This is a genomic window from Leptospirillum ferrooxidans C2-3, from assembly GCF_000284315.1.
Classification (GTDB): domain Bacteria; phylum Nitrospirota; class Leptospirillia; order Leptospirillales; family Leptospirillaceae; genus Leptospirillum; species Leptospirillum ferrooxidans.
Genome location: NC_017094.1, coordinates 249453 through 269619, shown reverse-complemented (window position 1 = coordinate 269619; position 20167 = coordinate 249453). Strand labels below are relative to the sequence as shown.

The window sequence follows — 20167 nt, the reverse complement described above, 5'->3', positions numbered from 1 at the left end:
TTTGAATCTTTCCCTTTTTACAGGGATATTAACCCAAACGGGTCAGAAGTGTATTCATGATCGTGTTGTCTGTCGCGATCACCGACGCGGAGGCCTGATATCCCCTTTCGGCGGTAATCATGTCAACCATTTGACGACCAAGATCGGTATTGGAAAGTTCCAGCGAGTTGGCCAATACCGTCCCCCTTCCACCGACACCCGCCTGACCGTAGCTTGGCACCCCTGAGGCGATGCTTTCCGCATAGGCATTGCCGCCGATACTGGCGAGACCGCTTGGATTGTTGAAATTCGCGATCGAAAGACCCGCCAGAACCTTCTGGACGCCATTGGTAAAAGATCCGACAATCTTGCCGGCCCGGTCAACCGCCAGGTTGTTCAGATCCCCCGACTTGTAGCCGTCCTGGGTCTCCTCGATCGTCGCCGCCGGAGCATTGTACTGCGTCAGGTCGAGAACCTGCTGTGTCACACCATTGATATGGTTCGAACGAACTTTTTCTCCCGGTTTGGGCATGACGATATCAAGGGTGACCGGTGTCTTGGCCTTGTCGTCGAGGGAGGTCGTATACCGGGCATGGGAAACACCGTTATTATCCCTTTTGACAGGCGTTCCCCCATAATTGACACTCGCCACATTTCCGTTTCCGTCGAAGTTGATGAGTCCCACCATTCCCTTGGTTGAAATCGACCTTTTGTGACCCTTTGGAATATAGGAAATCGAACCTCCGCCCTTGGTCACAGCCGCCCCGTCGAGCTTCGCCTCAAAAGCCCACTGTCCCGCAACCGATGTAGGATGGAACTTGTAGGTCAACAGGTGCTGGATCCCCAGGGAATCAAAAATATTCGTGGACTTCTCAAAAGATTGTGCCGATTTGAGATTTTCCGTAATACCGGCATCAAGATTGATTCTTGAAAAGACATTTTGGGTCGCTTTCGGAGGAATCGTCGACTGGGGCACAGAGATATCCGACAGTAAACTTCCCATTTTTCCGTTCTTGTAAAGATATCCCTGAAGGACACGTCCATCCGGATCGACAATACGACCTTTTTTGTCAAGAGCAAGCTCTCCTGCGCGACTGAAGACCTTTGCGCCAGCTTTGGTCCTGAGCGTCAGGAACCCGTTTCCCTGGACGGCAAGATCCAGACCATTGTTTGTGTTTTCAATGGACCCCTGGGAAAATTCGCTCTGGATTCCATCAACGTAAACACCTGTTCCCGGCTGGGAGTTATTCACCGAATTCGAGCGGCCGGTCAGTGTCTGGCTGTAGATATTGGCGAAAACAGCCCTTCCCTGTTTGAACCCGATCGTGTTCATGTTCGTGATGTTGTTTCCGATAACCGACATGTCGGTTCCCATGGCACTCAATCCGCTTGTCGCAACATACATGGATGATAGAACGCCCATTGTGATCTCCTTTTGATTGAACTCTTTTTGGCCAGGATTTCTTCTCCTAGGCCTTTTTGTTTACCGAAATGGCTTGAACTGGCCCTCTTCCGGTGGCAACCGGAGGAGAAGCGGATGGGGGAATGTGTCCCTCCGGACTCTTCACCGGCAGGACAGATGCCGGGTTTGCGGCCACCGGAAGAACCGGTGACCCAGCCGGAGGTGATTGCATCTTGTGGCCAGGAGGTTTGCCTACATGCGAGACATCCTTGAGGGCGATTTCCCTGCCGCCAACCTCAAGGATCGGAGCGCCATCCTTAAAGAGCACTCCTGTTACGACACCCGTTTCCACTGGATTTGCGGAAACAGGCCGGTGACGACCATCCTTGGCCTCAACTTCAAATGAATAATTGCCGGGACTAGCCATCGATCCATGATTGGTGACTCCGTCCCACTCGATCGAGTGTGTACCGGCCAGAGCAGGCTTCATGGAGAGTGTCCGGACCAGATGATGCGACGCGTCAAAGACGCGAACAGATCCGGATGCAATGGCTCCGTCCAGAGTAAAGGTCATCCGGGCGGAATCCTTGGCATCAAAATGGAAACCGTTCCCGGAAACGGTGACTTCCTGACCCAAAAATCCCACCATACCGATCTTGTTGGCATCTCCTGTATCCTTTCCGATCGCTCCCACCCCCTTGTTCAGGCGGGTCAGCTGATCGAGCTGGGAAAATTGCGCCAGCTGGGCGGCAAATTTGGTATTGTTCAGGGGATGCATCGGATCCTGATATTGCAGCTGGGAAATCATCAGATGGAGAAAATCTCCCATTCCAAGCTTTTTCGTCGGAGGCGGCGGTGATTTTGGAGCCAGACGCTTCTCGGACATCTTGCGAATCTCGTCTATGTTTGAGCTTTTTGAATTGATGATCATTTTCCCACCTCTTGTGCATTAGATGAATGAATCTTCGGGCTCCGATCAGACAACCCTGTGAAACCCGGACAGATCAGCTGCGGACAACCTTTCGGATGGCGTATGAAAGGGGGTCTCTTCGGTGACAGGTGCCCCTGGAACCGCATGAGGCATCCCGGTTGAACGCTCCCTGCTGCCATCACCACCCTGAGCAAATCCTGGGGACCCCCCTCCCGTACCGGAGGTCAAAAAAGCGCCATTTCCCTGAGAAGATCCTGAGGGCTGCCCGGAAGAAGAGTCACCTCCCTGGGAAAATCCTGAAGAAGCCATCGGAAGGGAAGACGCCGCGAGATCCCCTCCTCCCCCTTCGACATGAAACTGGTGCATTGTAAAACCCTCCCTGGAGAGCGCCCCCTTCAGGTCCTGGCTCTTGCTCCTCAAAAGATCCCCGACAGATTCGTCCCTGGCGAAAAGCTTGACCTCCACCTCGCGGGTCTTGGGATCAACATGCACCTGTATCCGGATTGGCCCAAGAGCGGGAGGATGGACACGAAGGGAAATCTCGCCACCCCCATGCCTTGCCGTGGTAATGACCCGGGAAACCAATTCCCGCTGATCGATCGTAGGTTGGTCGGAAACAGCCGGTTGAAGGGAATCCGGCGCAGTCAGGGGAAGAGTCGCCAACACAGGACCGGCAGATGTTCCCGATGGACCACCTTTTCCTTCCGGAGTCTTCGTCATATCCGGAGAAAACTCACCTGAAGCACCCTTCCCTTTCTCCCCATTATCCGAAACAGAGGATTCGCCTGAAGAAGGTAAAACCATTTTGGGCTCGGGCAGAAGGGAGGATTCCCGTTTGAACGGTTTGTCCTCAAATGCCGTCTTGGGAGGAGTCTCTCCGGAATCGGTCATCTGAATGGCCGAAGGATCCCGTTCAGGTAAGGGAGACTTCGAACGCACCCCGTCACCGGACATTTTTCCACCAGCATCATCAGCCGATTTTGTTTGGGGGGATAACGGCCCTGAAAGAGAAGAGTCTCTCCGGTGTAAAAAGGGTTCCCCCGTTAAAGTCTCAGAAGGCTTTTCCGGAATCTGCCCCTCTCCCATGACAGATGTCCGGGAAAGGAGCTCCGAAGGAGAAGGTTGAGAGCTACCGATTTCCCGCGATCCGGAAGTGACTTTTCTCCCTGACTCGGGAACAGGTTTGATAAAGACCCCTTTTTTTGCCGTCGGAGCTTCGGAAACGGGAGCAGCCATCAAGGCATCCGAAATATTGTCATGAAACGGGACTTTTTGCCCGGGGGCTTCTCCCGCCGGTAGATTCGGAATTTCCCCCCCGGAATTTTTCACGACATGAGACGGATAAGGGATAGATGTCTCGTTCACAGAAGCCGTCTTTGGAATATGCGGGGAAGAGCTTCTGAAAGAGACACCGGGAGAATCCGGTAGGAGCGGTATGGACCGATCCATTTTCCCGGAACCCACCTTTTTGGCTGGTCCGGATACGTTGGGAGATGCGGGGGGAGGAGAAAGGGCCTCTCCATGAAACAGCAAATGATCCATAAAGGATTTCTTTTTCTTCCGGAGGGGTTTTCCTGAAACAGCCTCTCCAAGGGACAGGGGCTCCTCTTTTACCAGGGAGTCCGTCTTCACCCCCTTTTTTCCGGAAGATCCTGAAACGGGCTTTCCTGCCCCGACTGGCGGAGCAAACAAAGAAACAATTTTTGACATCGCGGACGGTCCTTTCAGGGCAAGGCCCCGGTGGAATTTTTGCTGGCGCCGCTCTTGGACTTCAGCCCTGACAGTTCAAGAGAGATACGGATCGCCACCTTTGGATCCACATACTGCATGATTCGGGAAGCCTTCCTTGGGTTCATCCCGGCAATCAGTAGTAACGCCAGATCATCGGACATCATGTTGACCTGGGAGGCCGCCGTCCGTGGGGCCATTTTTTCATATATGGTCGTCAAGTTCCGGATTTTTGCCGTCTTCAGCTTTTTCTCAAACTCCCTGTCTTTCTTGATCTGATCCACCAGCGCCTGATTTTTCTGGATCTCCGCTTCAAGATCCTGGCGCATCTCAAGAAGTCTTGTTTCCTCACCCTTCCCCGCATCGGAAGATGAGGACGTCGGAGCTGGTCCCTGAGCTGACGGGGCGGCCAATAACCGGCCAGACATTGAAAAACAAAGCACAAGAATCGTCAGAACCCTGACGCCCCCGAAAACTCCCCGACAGATCTTCACCGACCGTCCTGCCCTTTTTCCAGAGACAGGGAAACCGGCTGGAAATTGGAAGCCTTTCCCCAGCGGGACATCTGAAGATCGTCCTTGACCCTTTCCTCACGCCGGGCCTCCAGATCTTTTTGGCCCTGAAGCTCTATCTCCATCAAATGTTCGACTTTTTTCAGCTCCTTCGTTGCCTCCTGCCAATGGCACCGTCTTCGGGAAAGCTCAATCTCTATTTTTGAGATTTCTTCCTCCACCCTCTGAATTTCCTCGCTGACAGCATTGACATAGTCATAGCAAAGGGCCCGCCAGGAAACAGTCTGTGCAAATGAGCCTTCCTGACCGGAAATGGAGGCAACACTCTGAACCCGCTTGGAGTCAAGTTTCTTGAGCAGCATTCGATTGTGCTCGAGAATACCGAGAGCCTCCATGAACAACTGCTCAGACTTCCTGACCGAAATCTCCTTCAATTTCCGAAGGGATTCATATCTCGAGGGAAATGCCATAGCTTCTCCTTGTTACCCGGCCAAAAGGGATCTGAGTGTTTCAAGGGATTCTTCGAAGGAGTATCTCTCATTGCGATCCTGCTCCAGGAAGTCCCTCATCCTCGGATAAAGATAGACCGCCCTGTCGAGATCAGCGTCCGATCCGGGAACATAAGCACCTATCCGGATCAGATCCTCCGACTTCCGGTAGAGCGCATATAGCCTGAGAAACTCCCGGACCATTGCCCGGTGCTCTTCATCCACAATATCGTTCATGACCCGGGATCGGCTTTCAAGGAGGTCTATTGCGGGATAGATTCCTTCTGAGGCCATCTCTCTCGATAAAATGACATGTCCGTCAAGGATGGCCGCGAGCGCTTCGGACAGGGGATCCGATGGCATATCACCACCTTCCACGAGAACCGTGTAAATCCCCGTGATCGAACCATCCCCGTCGACACAGCCCGAACGTTCCAGGAATCGGGGGAGCTGGGCAAAAACCGATGGTGTATAGCCCCGGGTTGTCGGTGGCTCGCCTGCAGCAAGACCAACCTCCCTGAGAGCCATCGCGAAGCGGGTCAGGGAGTCCATGACAAAAAGGACGGATTTGCCCTGATCCCGAAAATACTCGGCGATGCTCATCGCCATCAATGCCCCGCGAATTCTCAAAAGGGGCGACTGATCCCCCGTTGACGCCACCAAAACCGCCTTGGCAAGGCCATCCTCCCCGAGATCCCTCTCTATGAATTCCCGGACTTCGCGCCCTCGTTCACCGATGAGGGCAATGACCGTTACATCGACCTTCGCGTCTTTCGAAAGCATTCCCAGAAGCATGCTCTTTCCCACGCCTGCCCCGGCAAAAACACCAATTTTCTGTCCCTGGCCAATCGTCAGGAAAGAGTTGACCGACCGGATTCCCAGATCCAGAACATGGCTGATCCTTCTTCTCCCCATTGGGTTGATAGGTTCCCCGTACAGAGCCATGGACCTTTCCCCGGAAGGATCGGCACCCCCATCGATGGCCCGCCCCATCGGATCCAGAACCCTGCCGAGAAAACGGTCTGAAACACGGACGACAGGGCGGGATTCCTTCCGGATGACCCTTGTGCCCGGACGGACTCCCCGCAAGTCGCCAAGGGGCATCAGTAGACTCCGTCCTTCCCTGAACCCGATGACCTCAGCGGGAATCGGCCTGTCTCCCCTGATTTCACAGAGCTCTCCGATCCCAAGATCAAGACCGCGGACTTCAAGCGTCAAACCCACCCCCTGAACGACAACACCGCCTTCGACAACAGGATCGAAAAACGAAAGCTGTTCCGTCCAGCCGGAAAGGATCCCTTCAATCTTCCTGGTGAGAATCCCGCCTTCAGGGACGCTCATTTTTCCAGACCTTCCCGAAGTATCATTTCCAGTTCCCGGATTCCGGAAAGGGGATCGATCGATGCGGAATAAGACTCTGTCCGGAAGGAAAACTCCGAAAGACCTAGTCCGGGATCCGGTTGGATCTCAATCTTCCGAAGGGACAATTCTCCCTTGAGATCAGGATCAAGGCTGTCCAGCATCCTCTCCATTTCAGGAGAGACAAGAAGAACTCCGGAAAGATCCGCCGCTCTCTTTCCAATCGCCTTTTGGACAAGGCTCCTGACCCCCTCCCGGGTTGAAAGACTCTCTCCAACCAGTCTGCTAACAGCTTCGAGGACAATATCCGCCATGACGTCAAGGTGGTCCGCAAGGCTTTTCTCAAGAGCGCCCGAAAGCCCCTCCGACCAGGCAATGAGACTGTTCCGAAAAGGTTCGGATTCTCCTTTGGCTCCTTCAAGCCCCCGGGAAAAACCGGCACGATAACCTTCCTCCCGGGCTTTTTCCTCAATCGCCAAAAGCCACCGGTCACCCTTCAGCTCCGGTTCATCCACAAACACTCGCTCGCCTTTCACAGGCTTTCCTTCAGAACGGGGAGACGGAGTCTGAAAACCCTCCGGACTCCAGGCGGTAAATCCGCCTCCGTCTTTTTCTTCCACACCCCTGTTCTCAGACAAGCTTCTCTCCTCCCTTCCCGGCAATCACAAGCTTTCCTTCGGCTTCGAGACGACGGACGATTTTCAGGATCTCCTGCTGGGATGCCTCGACTTCCCGAAGGGGAATACCTCCCATATTCTCGATATCGTCCTTTAACGTGGCCTGTGCCCTTGTCGACATATTCGACAGGAACTTGTCCCGGATCTGCTCTGCTGCCCCGCGAAGGGCCTTTGTCAGGACGTCTCTTGGAATGGCCTGAAGAATCTGCTGGATTCCCCGGTTATCAAGAAGCAGAAGGTCATCGAAGACAAACATCAATGCCCGGATCTGCTCTGCAAGCTCCTGGTCACTCTGGGTGATGTAGTCAAGCACCACTTCTGCAGAATTGCGTTCCATCTCGTTTAGAAGCCCTGCGACCTTTTCGATCCGGGAGGATCCGCTGACACTCCGTGTCGAGCCCAGAAGTTGCATTTCCGTCGACAGAACCTCTTCAAGATCCTTGACGACCTGGGGGTTGATGTCCTCGATCGTAGCCAGTCGGAGAACAACATCGGCTCGGAGAATCTCTGGCAAATAGTTCAGCACGGATGACGCCTGTGCCGGATTCAGATACGAGATGATCAGGGCAATTGTCTGCGGATGCTCTTTCCTGATCAGAGTCGCGATGGCCTTTGCGTCCATCCACTTGAGAGACTGAAGGCTGCCCCCATCCTGATCATTCATCATTTCAATGATCTTGTCGGCCTGCTCTTTTCCCAGGGATTTCTCGAGGATGGACCTCATATACTTCTCACCCACATTCGGCATATTCCTGGTGACCTTGTAGAGAACGCCGAACTCTTCCATCACCGAATCGACCTCTTCGGGTGTAATATCTCCCATCTGGGCGATCAGATTCGAAATGACAGCCACTTCCTTCGCCTCGAGATTCCTCAAAATCTCCGATGCGGACTCTGGCCCCACCGTCGCGATGAAAATTGCGGCCTTTTCAAGACCTGACAGTTTCCTTTTTGCCACAAGACTCTCCCTGTCCTACTTTTCCTTCAGCCAGCTTCTGATGACCTGAGCCGCCTGCCCCGGATCCTCCTGGGTCATTCTTGCAACTTCTTCCCTTGAAGAGGGCTTGGCTGTTCCTTCTCCACTTTCCTGGGATGGACCTTCAGCCATCTGGAGGGTTGGCATGGCCGGCTTCCACTGGGTCATGCTCTTTAAAAGGGGCCTCATGACAAGGATCCCGAAGAGAAGAAGGAGAACCCCACCAAGGAATATCTCAAGAAGAGGAACAAATGGGGCAATCGACGACTCAAGGTTATGGTCCGGTTTTTTTGAACCACTGGCAACATTCTCCGCAAATGGAACCGACAGGACAACCACCTGGTCGCCACGTGAAGGATCAAATCCCATCGCATTCTGGACAATGTGGGTAAAATCCTGGATTTCCTGGGCACTTCTCGGCTGGTAGACCATCTTTGTCCCTTTTTTCCCGGAAACCTCCACCATCCTCTGGTTGACCAGAACCGAAACGGAAACCCGCTTGAGCGTTCCCACCGGTTCCATCACATGCTTGGTGGTTTCGCTCACATCATAATGATCAATCTCTTTTTTCTTTGAAAAACTCGTCTCTGACCCATTCTGGGGTCCAAGGGGAGGTGAGGCAACCTTTCCAGTCGCACCGGTGACATTCGAAAGGAGACCCGGAACCCCGACCGGAAGGATACGGCTCCCCTTGGACTGCTGGCGAACTTTTTCCCGGTCTTTGAGCACTCTTCCATTGGGATCGTAGCTCTGGCTTGTTTTCTCAACCCTTCGAAAATTCAGCTCCGCTGTCACCCGGACAACCGACTGGTCCGGACCGAGAACCTTGTCCAGCATCGTCTGGAGCTGTCCCTGAAATTGCTTTTGAACATGTTCCTGATAGGCTAGCTGGGCAGAGGTCAATTCTCCGGGAATCAGGGAGGGTTTCTTCCTGTTCAGGATTTCTCCGTCGGTGTCAACGACCGTGACATGCTTTGATACAAGGCCAGGAACAGCATTCGAAACCAGATGGACAATCCCGTTGACCTGACCTCTCGAAAGGCTTTCTCCCTGCTTCAGTCGAACAAGAACGGAGGCATGGGCGCCATTTTTTTCCCTAAGGAATACGGAATGGGTCGGGAGAACGATCGACACCCTTGCCAGAGCGATTGGATGCATCTCCTCGATCGTCCGGTCAAGCTCTGTCTGGAGAGCCTCAAGATACTGAACCTTCTGGGCAAAATCGGTTGTCGCAAGGGAAGGGTGATTAAAAATGTCAAAGCCCGCGCCGTGATGTCTCGGCAAGCCTTCATCAGACAGCTGCATCCGAAGCGCATAGACATCCTTTGAGGGAACCCGGATCAGCGCGCCTTTCTTGGAGACATGATAGGGAACACCCAACCGGTCAAGGTGGGACTGGATCTCCATCGAGTCCCCCGGCGACAGGTTTGAGAAAAGGACCGAAGAATCTCCTTGTCTTCCCATCAGGGAAAATACGATCAATATTGCGATCAATCCTGCAGCGACAAGCCCTCCCACAACTTTTCTCGCCATGGAAAGCTCTGAAAATCGATTGGCAAGATTCCCCAGAACATCTCTTAAAGCACCCATCTTTGCCCCTCACACAATAAAGATTCTTGCCCGCCAACTCTCCTGAAAAACAGGCAGATCACATCGGCATATTCATCATTTCCTGATAGGCCCGGACAATCTTGTCCCGAACCTGCATCATGAGCTGAAACGAAACGTCTGCCTGGGCCATCTCCACCATTGTCTGATGAAGCGTCACGTTGTTTTTCCCGGTGGAATAATCCTGGATAGTCTTGTCCGCCTCGACCTGAATGGCGTTCACCTTGCTGATGGAGTCTTTCAGAACATTGACAAAAGAAGACTCCGGGGTGGCAAGGGACGATTTTTCAGGATCGTGTGGACGAACCCGTCCGGAAATCTCATCACTCCCGGACGGGGAAGGAACCCCCTTGAATCCTGCCAGAGGATTATAAATCGGGTTGGAGTCATGCATGGATTGTCAAATCCTTTTTTGCCATTTGTTTTGTATTGGCCAGTGCTGTCAAATTGGACTCGTATGCCCTCGAGGCATCGGTCAGGTTGACCATTTCCTCAAGCTTGCTGACATTCGGGTGATAGACATAGCCGGACTGATCGGCATCGGGGCTCATGGGATCGAAGACCTTCTTGAGAGGCCTGGGGTCCTTGATCATTCCCATGACGCGGACTTCCTTCACCGGCTCCTTTGTCTGGTCGGAAAGGACATCGAAGAAGGACTTTCCCGGGACAACAGCGGCAAAGACGACATCCCTCCGCTCAAAGACACCATTTTCATTTCCGTGAAGGCTGTCGGCATTGGCAAGATTTCCCGACAGGACATTCATTCGAACCCGCTCCGCCTCCATTCCTCCGGCGGAAATTTTCAATGCATCAGAAAAAGCCATCGCGATTACCTCCCGCTACCCCTGATGGCATCGCCAAGAAGGCGATACTTCCAGGAAACCATCTGGGCTGCCGCATTGTAATTTCCTGTATTGGACGCCAATTTTTGCATTTCCATCTCAATATTGACGGTATTGAGATCATTTCCCACCGTCTCATCGGGATTGACCAGGATCTCCCCGGAGACACGATCAATGGAGTCCCTTGTCGGCTCAGCAACAGCCCGGGCAAGAGCGCTCTTGAAAGAGAGATCCTTTGCCTGATATCCGGGAGTATCCTGATTGGCAATATTGGAGATCAAAAGCATATGCCTCTGGGCTCTCAGATCCAGATCCCTTTTAAGGAGGTAGACCGTCTTGTCGAAAAGGTGAACCCGCTCCATCTGAACCTCCGGAAAAAGAAACCATTTCGCTCTTGACTAAAAACAACATCTGGAAACAAGCAATTGGCATGCCATCAAAAAAACCGTTCACACAGCCCCGTAAAAGCCCCAACAAGGAAATTTCTTCCTAGTTCCCTTCCTGATCCCCCGAGACCAATACACCATACTCATGCAATTTATTCCGCAACGTCCGGACAGAAATCTCAAGCATCCTTGCGGCCTGGGTCCGATTCCCCCCGCAAGCATCAAGTGTCATCAGGATCAGGTCTCGTTCAACTTCCCTGACAGACTGTCCCGGACGGCAGGGAAATGGTTCAGGAGATTGCACGGAAAGGATCTCCCTGGAATCCGGTACCGATACGTCTTCAAGCGGAAGCGACAATCCTTCGCCCATCGCAAGATGCTCCTCGCGAATGTCATCTCCGCCTGATAAAAGGGCCAACTGTGTTAAAAGATTTTCCAGTTCCCGGATGTTTCCCGGAAAAGTCCCATTCGAAATCGCGCTCATCGCCTCCTGCGTCAAACTTCCGACAGGGATTCCATCTTCTCTCAAGCGACCAAGGATATGACGGGCCAGGAGTGGAATATCACCCTTTCTCTCTCTCAAGGGGGGGACCTGGACCGGAAAGACTCTTAGTCGGTAATAGAGGTCTTCCCGAAACTTTCCGGACGCGACAAGGTCCTTCATATTCCGGTTCGTCGTCGCAATCACCCGGAGATCCACCGGAACAGGAGATGTTCCCCCGACACGGTCGACTTCCCTTTCCTGGAGAACCCTCAAGAGCTTGGACTGCAGGGAAAGCTCCATCTCCCCGATCTCATCGAGCAGAATCGTTCCCGAGTCCGCCAGCTCAAACTTCCCGATCTTTCTGGCAACAGCACCTGAAAAAGCCCCTTTTTCGTATCCAAAAAGTTCAGGCTCCAGAAGACCATCCGGGATTGCGGCACAGTTGACCGCGACAAAGGGACGGTGAGCCCTTGGAGAGGCCTCATGGATAAAGCGGGCCAACAGCTCCTTTCCTGTCCCGCTTTCACCTTCAATCAGGACCGTCGCCTGGGATCGGGAAACCGACTCGACCATTTTCAGTAGTCTCAAGAATCGGGGATCTTTCGTCAAAATCGGACGTCTGAGCTTTTTCCAGATCTCTACTCCCTCCCCTCTCTCTCCAATCGGCTCTTTATCCGGAGACAGGGGCAAGGGATCAGGGCACAAAAGTCGCCTGAGGGCTTCTGGCGAAAAAGGCTTCATCAAAAAATCCACCGCTCCCTGTCTCATGGCATCAACCGCCTGAGGAACAGAGCCAAAGGCCGTCATTAATATGACACGCGTTTCCGGACTGATCCGACGCAGTGTTGTCAAAAGGGCCCATCCGTCCATCTGGGGCATTTTGAGATCCGTAATCACCCACCGGTAGGGTCCTACGTCCTCAAAACGACGGAGAGCCTCCTTCCCGTTTGAGGCAAGGTCCACAGTATAGCCGTCCTGGCGAAGCGTCTCCTGCAGGGCCAGAGACATTTCCGATTCATCATCCACCACAAGAACAGGACCTTGCGTGCTCATTTGAATTCTTCCTCCAGAATTTGTCCCGACCAGATATCCCCGCTTGTCCGTTCCAGACTCTCTCCTGGTCCGGGAAGCTGTATGATGAAACACGACCCATTTTCATTGGAGTCAATCTTCAATAATCCGTTATGGGCAAGAATGATTTTCAAGACGATCGGAAGACCGAGACCGGTGCCCTTGGTCCTGGTGGTAAAAAATGGGTCAAAGATCTTCTCCTTCAGCTCCCTCGGAATACCCGGACCATTATCCCTGACAGAAAAGATCGCTCCAGCAGACTTGCTCCTTTCTGCAGACAGGGTGATGGAGCCACCTCCGGCATCAAAGCAGGCCTGGAATGCATTCGTCACAAGGTTAAAGACCGCGTGGTAAAGAAGCTCCTCGTCGCCCTCAACCACAAATGAGGAAGAAGACTGAACCGAAAAAGAGACGGCCGGACCGCCGGCCCTTTCCCTCATGACGCCAATACGGGAACAATCCAAAGACAACCGATCCAGAAGATCCTTCACAGGAAATGGAGCAGGGGAAATTTTGGGGAGACGGGTATGGAACAGAAGATTTCCGATCAGGCGATCCATCGATGTGACGGAAGACCGGATTCCCTCAAGAGCCTGACCACCCCTTATTCCCGCATCACGGGCCAGGAGACTTGAAAACAGCTCTATGCTCCCCAACGGATTCCGAAGATCATGGGCGATCATTGCAACCATTTCCCCCATATCCCTGAGCCGCCTGTCCCGAGCGACCTCCTCCTCCATCTCACGCAGCCTTGTGACATCATTGACAATCAGGACATATCCTGAAGAGCGCTCCTCGTCATCGGCCACTCTTGAGATTTCAATCAAAAGGGAGCGACCTTTACAGGAAACGGCCAAAGGGTCGATCCGTTCTGAGATCGGCCATATTCCCCACTTCCGAAGGAGATTCAGCAATTCCCCATCATCCGGGGAAAGCCATTTTTCAACCTGTGGATTGCTCCAGAGAACCTGTCCTCCGGGAGTAAGGACCAACACTCCTGTCGGGAGACTTTTTAAAATCGTTTCCAGAAACTGCCCCTGGCTGGCAAGAGCCCGGTCACGATCGCGAAGCTCCCTTGAAAGCTCTGAAATTCTCCGCTCAAGTCCGGCATATTTTCTTGACAAGGATTCCGATGCTTCCTGAAAGGACGAAAATGCCCGGGCAAGGGCATCCTCCCCCGGGTGAGCCATTTTCGACTGCTGCTCCATAAAGTTCTCTTTCATGACCCGGACCTCCCGTCAAAAAGGATCGAGATCCCCTTTGCTTTCTGTCTGGCAACCGAAGCAAGATCAGGATTGATTGCCGCCTTCGCCGCAGAGAGATACCAACGATAGGCTCTCTGTTCTTTTCCCTCCGCCTCGTCGAGCTTTCCAAGCTGGTACATGACCCATCCCCTTCTCGGATCCGATGGTCCGTCCCGCAAAAATTTCTCCCAAAGGGAGATCGCCTCTTTTGTCCGGTGCAAAGAGACCTCCATCTGCCCGAATCGGTAGAGTAGCGTCAAAAGACTCGCCTGATCCGATCCACCAGGAGCCAGAAGAACCAGAGCCTTTCTCGCACTTCTTTCAGCCTGGTCAAACTCGTTTCTCAAAAGATGAATCCGGAACAATCTCGCCTCGGCCCAACCGGCCTTGGGATCGGCCGGGAAATCGCGAACAAAGCTTCTTAACAAAGGAATTTCCCGATCCATATCGCCAAGCTTCCTGGCCACCTTCTCCTCATCGAGTATCCATGAAGCCCCTTTCGAATCCCCTGGCTGAATCAAGGCGACCAGCTCCTGTCCAGTCCTCCATGCCCCTAGAGTGTCTCCGGACTTCAGGTCAAGCGCGATCAGATCCTTGAGTGCACCGCTACGGGGAGCAAGCCCGCCATGGTAAAGGACCTGACGAAGCCATCGTCTGGCACCCGGATCATCCTTGACGCCTTCATGTGCCCGGGCAATTCTTAAAAGCACCTTGCCTTCCAAAGAGAAATTCCGCATCTCCATTCCTGTCGGACGAGGATCGAGCAGAACCGGACTGACAAGATTCCGGTAAGAGTGCACCATACGAAGAAGCCGGCGATCCTCAGAAGGATTCTTCATATCCAGAATCTTCCGGAACAGGACCGCTGACTCAAGGCCAAGAAGTCTTTTCCCGGAAGAACTTTGGGGATCAGCGTCGATTTCAAGCCGGTGGATCACCCGGAAAGCGAGATCAAAACGCTTCTGGGAAACAAGGAGGGGGACCATAATGCTTGCAGCCTCAACACGGGAACGGCTCGTGACACCGGAGCGGACAATCTGGTCCGAATCCTCAATCAGCCGGTCATTCAAGGATTTCTGGTGGGGAGGAAGGAATTTCAGCTGCCCGCTCGGATGTGATTCCGACTGTAGGTCTTTCAGCTTGTCTTTCATAAGCGTGACTCTGGAAAGATCTGATGCTTCTGTGTGGGGATAAGTCCTCATGACCTCCGCGAGCCGCGCCAATCGACTTTGAGGCTTGCCAAGCCTTCCTGCAAGTTCGGCCATATGGTAGGCCGCCATCGGAACATGCATACCTCCTGGCTTTCTTCTCAAATACTCACGAAAAAGTTTAAAAGCTCTTTTATCGTGTCCGATACGATCCGAATAGAGAGCAAGGTCATAAAGCCTTTTCGGGTGGGAATAGGCATAATCCGGGGAAAGGCCAATGGCCGCCCGATAGTATTCACCGGCTTGGGGAAGATTGCCAAGGTCGAGGGAAACACCTCCCGCTTCGTACAAGTAATGGACCCTGTCAGACTGACTGACCCCAGAAGCCGTTTCCATATCGACTCCCAAAGAGGAAAGAGTCTCCATCGCTTTCTTGGGATTTCCGGATCGCCTCCAGGAAGCCGCCAGAAGAAGCTTCTCGGAAATGGAAAACGGACCATCAGGACTTTCCCTCAGACCAAGGTCGATCATCCCTCTTGCTTCCGGATAAAGGCCTTCAGAAAACATCAGCCTGGCAAGTCCTTCAGTTGCCTCATCCCTTAAGGACCCTTGAGGAAGGTCCATGCGGGCCCGCCATAAGTCTCGCGAAGCTTCTTTGATGGTGGGATCCGAGCTGTCATTTTCATGACGGAGATTGAGGGATTTTTTGACCAGGATCTCCCCCATCACAAGAGAAGCGCGGGGAATCAGGACAGAGCCCGGATGCTCCCTCTTGAGCTTCAGGAATATCTCCCTGGCCCCTGATGGAGAACCGTTTGAGTCCTTCAGCTTTAAAAGTTCGTGGAAAAGGGCATGATCCCCCGAAGAAGGGATGCGATCCGCTGTTTCGGAAACAGGCACAGAGACGTCGGGGAGCTGAGAAGCCAAAGCTTCTGAGGACAAGTGGAGAGTCGGGATCCATAGAGCAGAAACGATCCCCAGGAACCGTCCGAAACACCCAAAATTCACGATTCTCTCCTCACTCATGCATCAATCGGATTGCCACAGGAAGTGTCCCCCCATAACCGAATTGGTCGTTTGGGATTCTGATCACACTCTGGATTCAGCAATATTCATGCCGAAGAATAAGGAGAGGGGAAAACCGGGAGGGGATATTGAGAAAGGAGTGTTCTAGCCGTCCATCTCGGATAAATCCGGCGGGCCCCCTAGTCGGAGCCGCTTCAGTTTTTCAATGAGGGTGGTCCGGTTCATCCCCAAAAACTCTGAAGCCTTGGTCTTGTTCCCTCCAAATCTTTCGAGGGCTTTCTGAATCAGATCACGTTCAATTTCAGCAAGCATGTTTGAAAGATCGATATGTTCAACCGTATTTGAAATGATCTCCCCAAAAGCACTGGCCATATCTCCACCTGATGAGACAGAAGGAATGAGTGCACCTTTGAGAGCTTCTGAAGAAACCGAAAACTCTTCAGGCTGTTCTTCAAGACAAGCGGCCGCATGGGAAAACTTTTCAGGAAGATCTTCCGGATGGACCATTTCTCCGGCTTTCAGGACCAGAAATCTCTCCACAAGATTTTCGAGCTCGCGAATGTTTCCTGGCCATGGGTATCGGCAAAAGATATCCATCACCGGAATCGAAAAACGAACAGGCTCACCTCTTTCCTCCCGCACCCATCGGCTGACAAAGTAGTCCACCAAGAGGGGAATATCTTCGGTACGCTGGCGAAGCGGAGGAATCTCGACTGGTATGACAGAAATCCTGTAATAAAGATCTTCCCGGAACTGCCCTGTCGCAACCATTTGTTCAAGATTCCTATGGGTTGCCGCAAGAATCCGGATATCGGCCTTTCTTTGAGTGGCGGAGCCGACCCGTTCATAGGTCCTTTCCTGAAGAACCCTGAGAAGCTTGACCTGCAACGACAGAGGCAGTTCCCCGATTTCATCCAGAAAAAGGGTTCCTCCCTCTGCCAGCTCAAAACGACCGGGACGTTGTGAAAGGGCACCGGTGAAAGACCCTTTTTCATGACCAAAAAGTTCACTCTCAATCAGCCCTTCAGGAATGGCCCCGCAGTTTACCGGAATAAAGGGATGATTCTGACGGGAACTCATCCCATGGACCATTCTCGCCACACGCTCTTTCCCGGTACCGCTTTCTCCTGTGATCAAGAGCGTCGAATTGCTTTTGGCCACACGCACCAAAAGTTCCTGAAGCTTTTTAAGGGAAGCGGCCTGTCCGATAAATTCAGATGTCATAAGCCTCTCTGCATCACTTTGGAAAATTTCATCCTGATTGCCCCCTTATTTCTTCATACCGCTTCCAAAGAGCGGGAAAACCCGCCCTCTGAAGAGAAGGATTCTCCTTGACCAGCCTAATAAGATCCGTCGGAGAACGGACAATAGCCTCCCCACCGGAAAACGCTCCGGAGGGAGCATTATATGGGCAAACTTCCTGGCAAATATCACATCCGAAAATCCAGTTCTGAGCGACATCCACAGGAATCTTTCCGGGATTCTCCGATTTTGGTGACTCAATCGTCAAATACGAAAGGCACTTTCGCGCATCAAGCCGGAAAGGACCGCTAAACGCTTCTGTTGGGCAACTGTCAAGACAAAGGGTACAGGATCCACACGGCATAAAATCTTCAAGGGGAGGTCTCCATGATGAAAATGGCGTTTTCAGGAGCAGAACCCCGATCGTAAAACGTGTTCCCATCTTACGGTGGATCAACAGGGTATGGCGGCCGATGCGGCCAAGCCCCGCTTGTTGGGCCAGGGATTTTTCAAGGATTGCCCCATGATCCGGCTTGATCAGAGGCTTGTCCCCCTTTTGGAGCAGTGGTCTGATCTCATTGAGAACAGATTTGAACCTTTCCTCAAAGACACAATGATAGTCCTCCCCAACGGCATACCTCGCCACCCTCACTTTTATGGCGGCTGTCTCAGGAATCGGAAGTTTCTTGTCCGACGGCAAAAGTGCCAATACTGCAGTGCGGTAGCCCGGATATCCGTCAGAAATGGAACGGCGACGATGGGGATTTCTCTCAAGGAAGGACATTGATCCATGATTCCCCTGACGGAGCCATTCCAGAAAAAAAGGAAAATCTTCAGATGCCGCTGGATCCAGAAGAATCGAAAAATCCGTAAAAAAAGAGGACAGCGCACGAACAAGAGGTGCCGGGTCATTCGGTGGGGAGCCCGGGAATCCGTCAAGTTCCGTCAGAATATCTCCCTGCTGGCCATTTCAATCATGTCCCGATCTCCCACAACCTCCTGAATTACCGGAACAATCTCCTCACCCCGCATTTCCAGAACATCCAGAAATGCTCCGATCGGAGCGTCCAGATAAGGGAAATCCGCATGGCCAATGCCAACCCCCCGGCAAATGGTATCGGCCAGACCGACCAGAGCGGAGGACCGTCTCGACTTGACAGGGCATTTTTCAGGACGGTGGTGCCAACGAATGGAGTCTCGGATCACTTCAGGAAATTTCCATTGAGTGAGAAGGCGCCCGCCCAGCTGGTCATGGCTCAGTCCAAATTCTTCAAGCTCCCAGTCGGAATCTTTCCCCGATCTGGGTAACCCTTTCCAGATGGACTCCATCCGTTGAGGCTTGAATATCAAAAAGGGAAGCTTGCCGATATCATGCAAAAGACCTGAAAGGGTGGCTTCATCCGGGTTCATGACCCCCTCAAGGCGAAGGGAAAGGTTCTTTGCAACTCTTGAAACCCCCAGCGAGTGCTTCCAGAGTTCAAAAACTCCAGGTTGATGCTTGACCCTGTCAAAAAGAGATGTCGTCAGAAGAATCCCCCGTACGGTCACAAGACCCAAGCGGACCAGAGCGCCACGGATGGTCGACACCTTTTCGGAAAACGGATAGAAAGGAGAGTTTGCAACCGTAATCAGACGCGAAGCCAGACCCGGATCTTCCGCAATCAAGCTGCCAATGACTGCGATAGAAACATTTGGATCATCAATGATGGTAAAGAGCTTATTAGACAAAGGGGAAATGGCCGGCAAAACAGAAAGCGTTTCCAGAAAAACCTGAAAGGAAGGATTGACCTTCGTTTCCATCAGGAGGTCATTATCTTTCATCCGTGTTTAGCGCAGGATACCCTCTCCTGGATGGTCGTTCCATCAGGAGAGGGTAGGAATGCGCTTCTCCTTATTTGTTAGCGATTTACATGAGACAATGTATATCCCATGATGAGCTTATGAAAAAAACATTGAAGGTCAAACTGACCCCGACCAAAGAACAGGCCAAGTCTCTTCTTGAGACGATCGAGACTTTCAACGACGCCTGCAACTGGATTTCCAGAAAGTCCTTCGAGACCGGAACACCGTATGACCCCGAAGAGTTTCTCGGAGTCGATATGGGGATCGTCCATCTTTCCACCGACTCCGATGGAGAATCGTTCTCCGGAGAAGGGGTGGATCAGGTTCGGAAAAAGATCCACACCCTGAAAAAAGCGTCTGGCAAAGAAACGCGATTTAAAAAAGACACGAATCACTGTCTTTCCAAACGAATCGTTTCCAAGGCAAAAGGCACCGGACGAGGTATTGCCCTTGAGGATCTCAAGGGATTCAACGGCCGGACAATGGTTGGAAAGAGCCAAAAGGAACGATTCGGAAAATGGGCGTTTAACCAGTTGAGACGCTTTATCACCTACAAGGCTGTTCTGGAAGGGGTTCCCGTGGTTCTGATTGATCCACGAAACACCTCCCGCACATGCTCTGTGTGTAGACATTGCGAAAAAGACAACCGAAAGTCTCAAGACCAACTCTCCTGTCAAGAATGCGAACATATTGAAAATACGGACATCAATGCCGCACGAAATATCCGTTTCAAGGCGACCATCAACCCGCCTATCGCAGTCTGAATTGAACGCTTGAACTGCAAAACCCCGTTACAACCGTTCTCCTTGTTTAGTGGTGGGTAGTTGATTGCAAAGACTCTCCCCAGGTGGCAAACAGATCTTTTTTGAAAGCTCAAAGGCTCTCGCAAAGAGCTTCACAGAATCCATTCGTCGCGGATCGTCTTTCAGATATCGATGTCTGTCACATAAGGCAGCAATTTCCATCCTGAGCTCCAGAAGAAGCTCATCTGACTCTTTATCCCTCCATGTTCGGGTAACAACCGACAGCACCCCCCTGGAGCCGAGAATTTTTTTCAGGGAACCGTTCACCGTCTGGGGGGCTTTCAGCAAAATCCTTCCGGATGAATCAAGGACATCCTCTGCGATTTCCATCCCGTCAGCAAGTTTCTCGCATTCCACCCGCGTATTGATCCAAACCATCAGGTCTCCCCTCTATTGAAACATGGACACGGTCCGAAAAC

At 52.4% G+C, this 20167-nt stretch carries 20 protein-coding genes; 1 reads left to right on the top strand and 19 read right to left on the bottom strand.

Features of this window, described 5'->3' with window-relative positions:
* Positions 1-28: 28 nt before the first annotated feature.
* The 18 genes from LFE_RS01405 to LFE_RS01320 form a co-directional block, all read right to left on the bottom strand.
* Positions 29-1402, bottom strand: coding sequence for a flagellar hook protein FlgE (locus LFE_RS01405; protein WP_014448493.1), 1374 nt, complete (start codon positions 1400-1402; stop codon positions 29-31).
* 46 nt (positions 1403-1448) lie between these two features.
* Entirely contained in the window at positions 1449-2312 is an 864-nt protein-coding gene (locus LFE_RS01400) for a flagellar hook assembly protein FlgD (protein ID WP_014448492.1), read from the bottom strand.
* 45 nt (positions 2313-2357) lie between these two features.
* On the bottom strand, positions 2358-4022 hold the full coding sequence (locus tag LFE_RS01395; RefSeq protein WP_014448491.1) for a flagellar hook-length control protein FliK: 1665 nt from the start codon (positions 4020-4022) through the stop codon (positions 2358-2360).
* Positions 4023-4036: 14 nt separating this feature from the next.
* Complete coding sequence (locus LFE_RS01390; protein WP_014448490.1) at positions 4037-4534, bottom strand: MotE family protein; 498 nt, start codon at positions 4532-4534, stop codon at positions 4037-4039.
* Positions 4531-5022, bottom strand: coding sequence for a flagellar export protein FliJ (locus LFE_RS01385; protein WP_014448489.1), 492 nt, complete (start codon positions 5020-5022; stop codon positions 4531-4533). Before LFE_RS01385 ends, LFE_RS01390 begins: the two co-directional genes overlap by 4 nt.
* 12 nt (positions 5023-5034) lie before the next feature.
* The gene (locus LFE_RS01380) at positions 5035-6381 is read right to left on the bottom strand and encodes a FliI/YscN family ATPase (protein WP_014448488.1); all 1347 of its coding nucleotides are present in this window, start codon (positions 6379-6381) and stop codon (positions 5035-5037) included.
* Positions 6378-7037 carry a FliH/SctL family protein gene (locus tag LFE_RS01375; protein ID WP_014448487.1) on the bottom strand — a complete coding sequence of 220 codons (660 nt, stop codon included), beginning with the start codon at positions 7035-7037 and terminating at the stop codon, positions 6378-6380. Before LFE_RS01375 ends, LFE_RS01380 begins: the two co-directional genes overlap by 4 nt.
* Positions 7030-8034, bottom strand: coding sequence for a flagellar motor switch protein FliG (gene fliG / locus LFE_RS01370; protein ID WP_014448486.1), 1005 nt, complete (start codon positions 8032-8034; stop codon positions 7030-7032). The genes LFE_RS01375 and fliG overlap by 8 nt, the downstream gene beginning before the upstream one ends.
* Before the next feature lie 15 nt (positions 8035-8049).
* Positions 8050-9642, bottom strand: coding sequence for a flagellar basal-body MS-ring/collar protein FliF (gene fliF, locus LFE_RS01365; RefSeq protein WP_014448485.1), 1593 nt, complete (start codon positions 9640-9642; stop codon positions 8050-8052).
* Positions 9643-9700: 58 nt separating this feature from the next.
* Positions 9701-10054, bottom strand: a complete 354-nt coding sequence (gene fliE / locus LFE_RS01360; RefSeq protein WP_014448484.1) for a flagellar hook-basal body complex protein FliE — start codon at positions 10052-10054, stop codon at positions 9701-9703.
* Positions 10047-10484, bottom strand: a complete 438-nt coding sequence (flgC, locus tag LFE_RS01355) for a flagellar basal body rod protein FlgC (RefSeq protein WP_014448483.1) — start codon at positions 10482-10484, stop codon at positions 10047-10049. Before flgC ends, fliE begins: the two co-directional genes overlap by 8 nt.
* Positions 10485-10489: 5 nt before the next feature.
* Complete coding sequence (gene flgB, locus LFE_RS01350; protein WP_014448482.1) at positions 10490-10864, bottom strand: flagellar basal body rod protein FlgB; 375 nt, start codon at positions 10862-10864, stop codon at positions 10490-10492.
* Between the two features lie 127 nt (positions 10865-10991).
* Positions 10992-12425 (bottom strand): sigma-54-dependent transcriptional regulator, encoded by a 1434-nt coding sequence (locus LFE_RS01345; RefSeq protein ID WP_014448481.1) that lies wholly within the window; start codon positions 12423-12425, stop codon positions 10992-10994.
* Entirely contained in the window at positions 12422-13666 is a 1245-nt protein-coding gene (locus tag LFE_RS01340) for a sensor histidine kinase (RefSeq protein WP_014448480.1), read from the bottom strand. The genes LFE_RS01345 and LFE_RS01340 overlap by 4 nt, the downstream gene beginning before the upstream one ends.
* Positions 13663-15843, bottom strand: coding sequence for a tetratricopeptide repeat protein (locus tag LFE_RS01335; protein ID WP_014448479.1), 2181 nt, complete (start codon positions 15841-15843; stop codon positions 13663-13665). Before LFE_RS01335 ends, LFE_RS01340 begins: the two co-directional genes overlap by 4 nt.
* Positions 15844-16005: 162 nt before the next feature.
* Positions 16006-17085, bottom strand: a complete 1080-nt coding sequence (locus LFE_RS01330) for a sigma-54 interaction domain-containing protein (protein WP_014448478.1) — start codon at positions 17083-17085, stop codon at positions 16006-16008.
* A gap of 28 nt (positions 17086-17113) precedes the next feature.
* Positions 17114-17887, bottom strand: coding sequence for an epoxyqueuosine reductase (locus tag LFE_RS01325; protein ID WP_014448477.1), 774 nt, complete (start codon positions 17885-17887; stop codon positions 17114-17116).
* Between the two features lie 161 nt (positions 17888-18048).
* Positions 18049-18903 (bottom strand): HDOD domain-containing protein, encoded by an 855-nt coding sequence (locus LFE_RS01320; protein WP_014448476.1) that lies wholly within the window; start codon positions 18901-18903, stop codon positions 18049-18051.
* Between the two features lie 140 nt (positions 18904-19043).
* Between LFE_RS01320 and LFE_RS01315 the strand changes: the two genes are divergently transcribed.
* On the top strand, positions 19044-19709 hold the full coding sequence (locus LFE_RS01315) for an RNA-guided endonuclease InsQ/TnpB family protein (RefSeq protein ID WP_014448475.1): 666 nt from the start codon (positions 19044-19046) through the stop codon (positions 19707-19709).
* 27 nt (positions 19710-19736) lie between these two features.
* Here the strand turns inward: LFE_RS01315 and LFE_RS01310 are convergent, their stop codons facing one another.
* On the bottom strand, positions 19737-20126 hold the full coding sequence (locus tag LFE_RS01310; RefSeq protein WP_014448474.1) for a hypothetical protein: 390 nt from the start codon (positions 20124-20126) through the stop codon (positions 19737-19739).
* Between the last annotated feature and the right edge of the window lie 41 nt (positions 20127-20167).

Coding starts and splice junctions, on each gene's coding strand:
- LFE_RS01405 (WP_014448493.1), bottom strand. CDS start 1,402: ATGGGCGTTCTATCATCCATGTATGTTGCGACAAGCGGATTGAGTGCC.
- LFE_RS01400 (WP_014448492.1), bottom strand. CDS start 2,312: ATGATCATCAATTCAAAAAGCTCAAACATAGACGAGATTCGCAAGATG.
- LFE_RS01395 (WP_014448491.1), bottom strand. CDS start 4,022: ATGTCAAAAATTGTTTCTTTGTTTGCTCCGCCAGTCGGGGCAGGAAAG.
- LFE_RS01385 (WP_014448489.1), bottom strand. CDS start 5,022: ATGGCATTTCCCTCGAGATATGAATCCCTTCGGAAATTGAAGGAGATT.
- LFE_RS01380 (WP_014448488.1), bottom strand. CDS start 6,381: ATGAGCGTCCCTGAAGGCGGGATTCTCACCAGGAAGATTGAAGGGATC.
- fliF (WP_014448485.1), bottom strand. CDS start 9,642: ATGGGTGCTTTAAGAGATGTTCTGGGGAATCTTGCCAATCGATTTTCA.
- fliE (WP_014448484.1), bottom strand. CDS start 10,054: ATGCATGACTCCAACCCGATTTATAATCCTCTGGCAGGATTCAAGGGG.
- flgC (WP_014448483.1), bottom strand. CDS start 10,484: ATGGCTTTTTCTGATGCATTGAAAATTTCCGCCGGAGGAATGGAGGCG.
- flgB (WP_014448482.1), bottom strand. CDS start 10,864: ATGGAGCGGGTTCACCTTTTCGACAAGACGGTCTACCTCCTTAAAAGG.
- LFE_RS01345 (WP_014448481.1), bottom strand. CDS start 12,425: ATGAGCACGCAAGGTCCTGTTCTTGTGGTGGATGATGAATCGGAAATG.
- LFE_RS01340 (WP_014448480.1), bottom strand. CDS start 13,666: ATGAAAGAGAACTTTATGGAGCAGCAGTCGAAAATGGCTCACCCGGGG.
- LFE_RS01330 (WP_014448478.1), bottom strand. CDS start 17,085: ATGACATCTGAATTTATCGGACAGGCCGCTTCCCTTAAAAAGCTTCAG.
- LFE_RS01325 (WP_014448477.1), bottom strand. CDS start 17,887: ATGTCCTTCCTTGAGAGAAATCCCCATCGTCGCCGTTCCATTTCTGAC.
- LFE_RS01320 (WP_014448476.1), bottom strand. CDS start 18,903: ATGGAAACGAAGGTCAATCCTTCCTTTCAGGTTTTTCTGGAAACGCTT.
- LFE_RS01315 (WP_014448475.1), top strand. CDS start 19,044: ATGAAAAAAACATTGAAGGTCAAACTGACCCCGACCAAAGAACAGGCC.
- LFE_RS01310 (WP_014448474.1), bottom strand. CDS start 20,126: ATGGTTTGGATCAATACGCGGGTGGAATGCGAGAAACTTGCTGACGGG.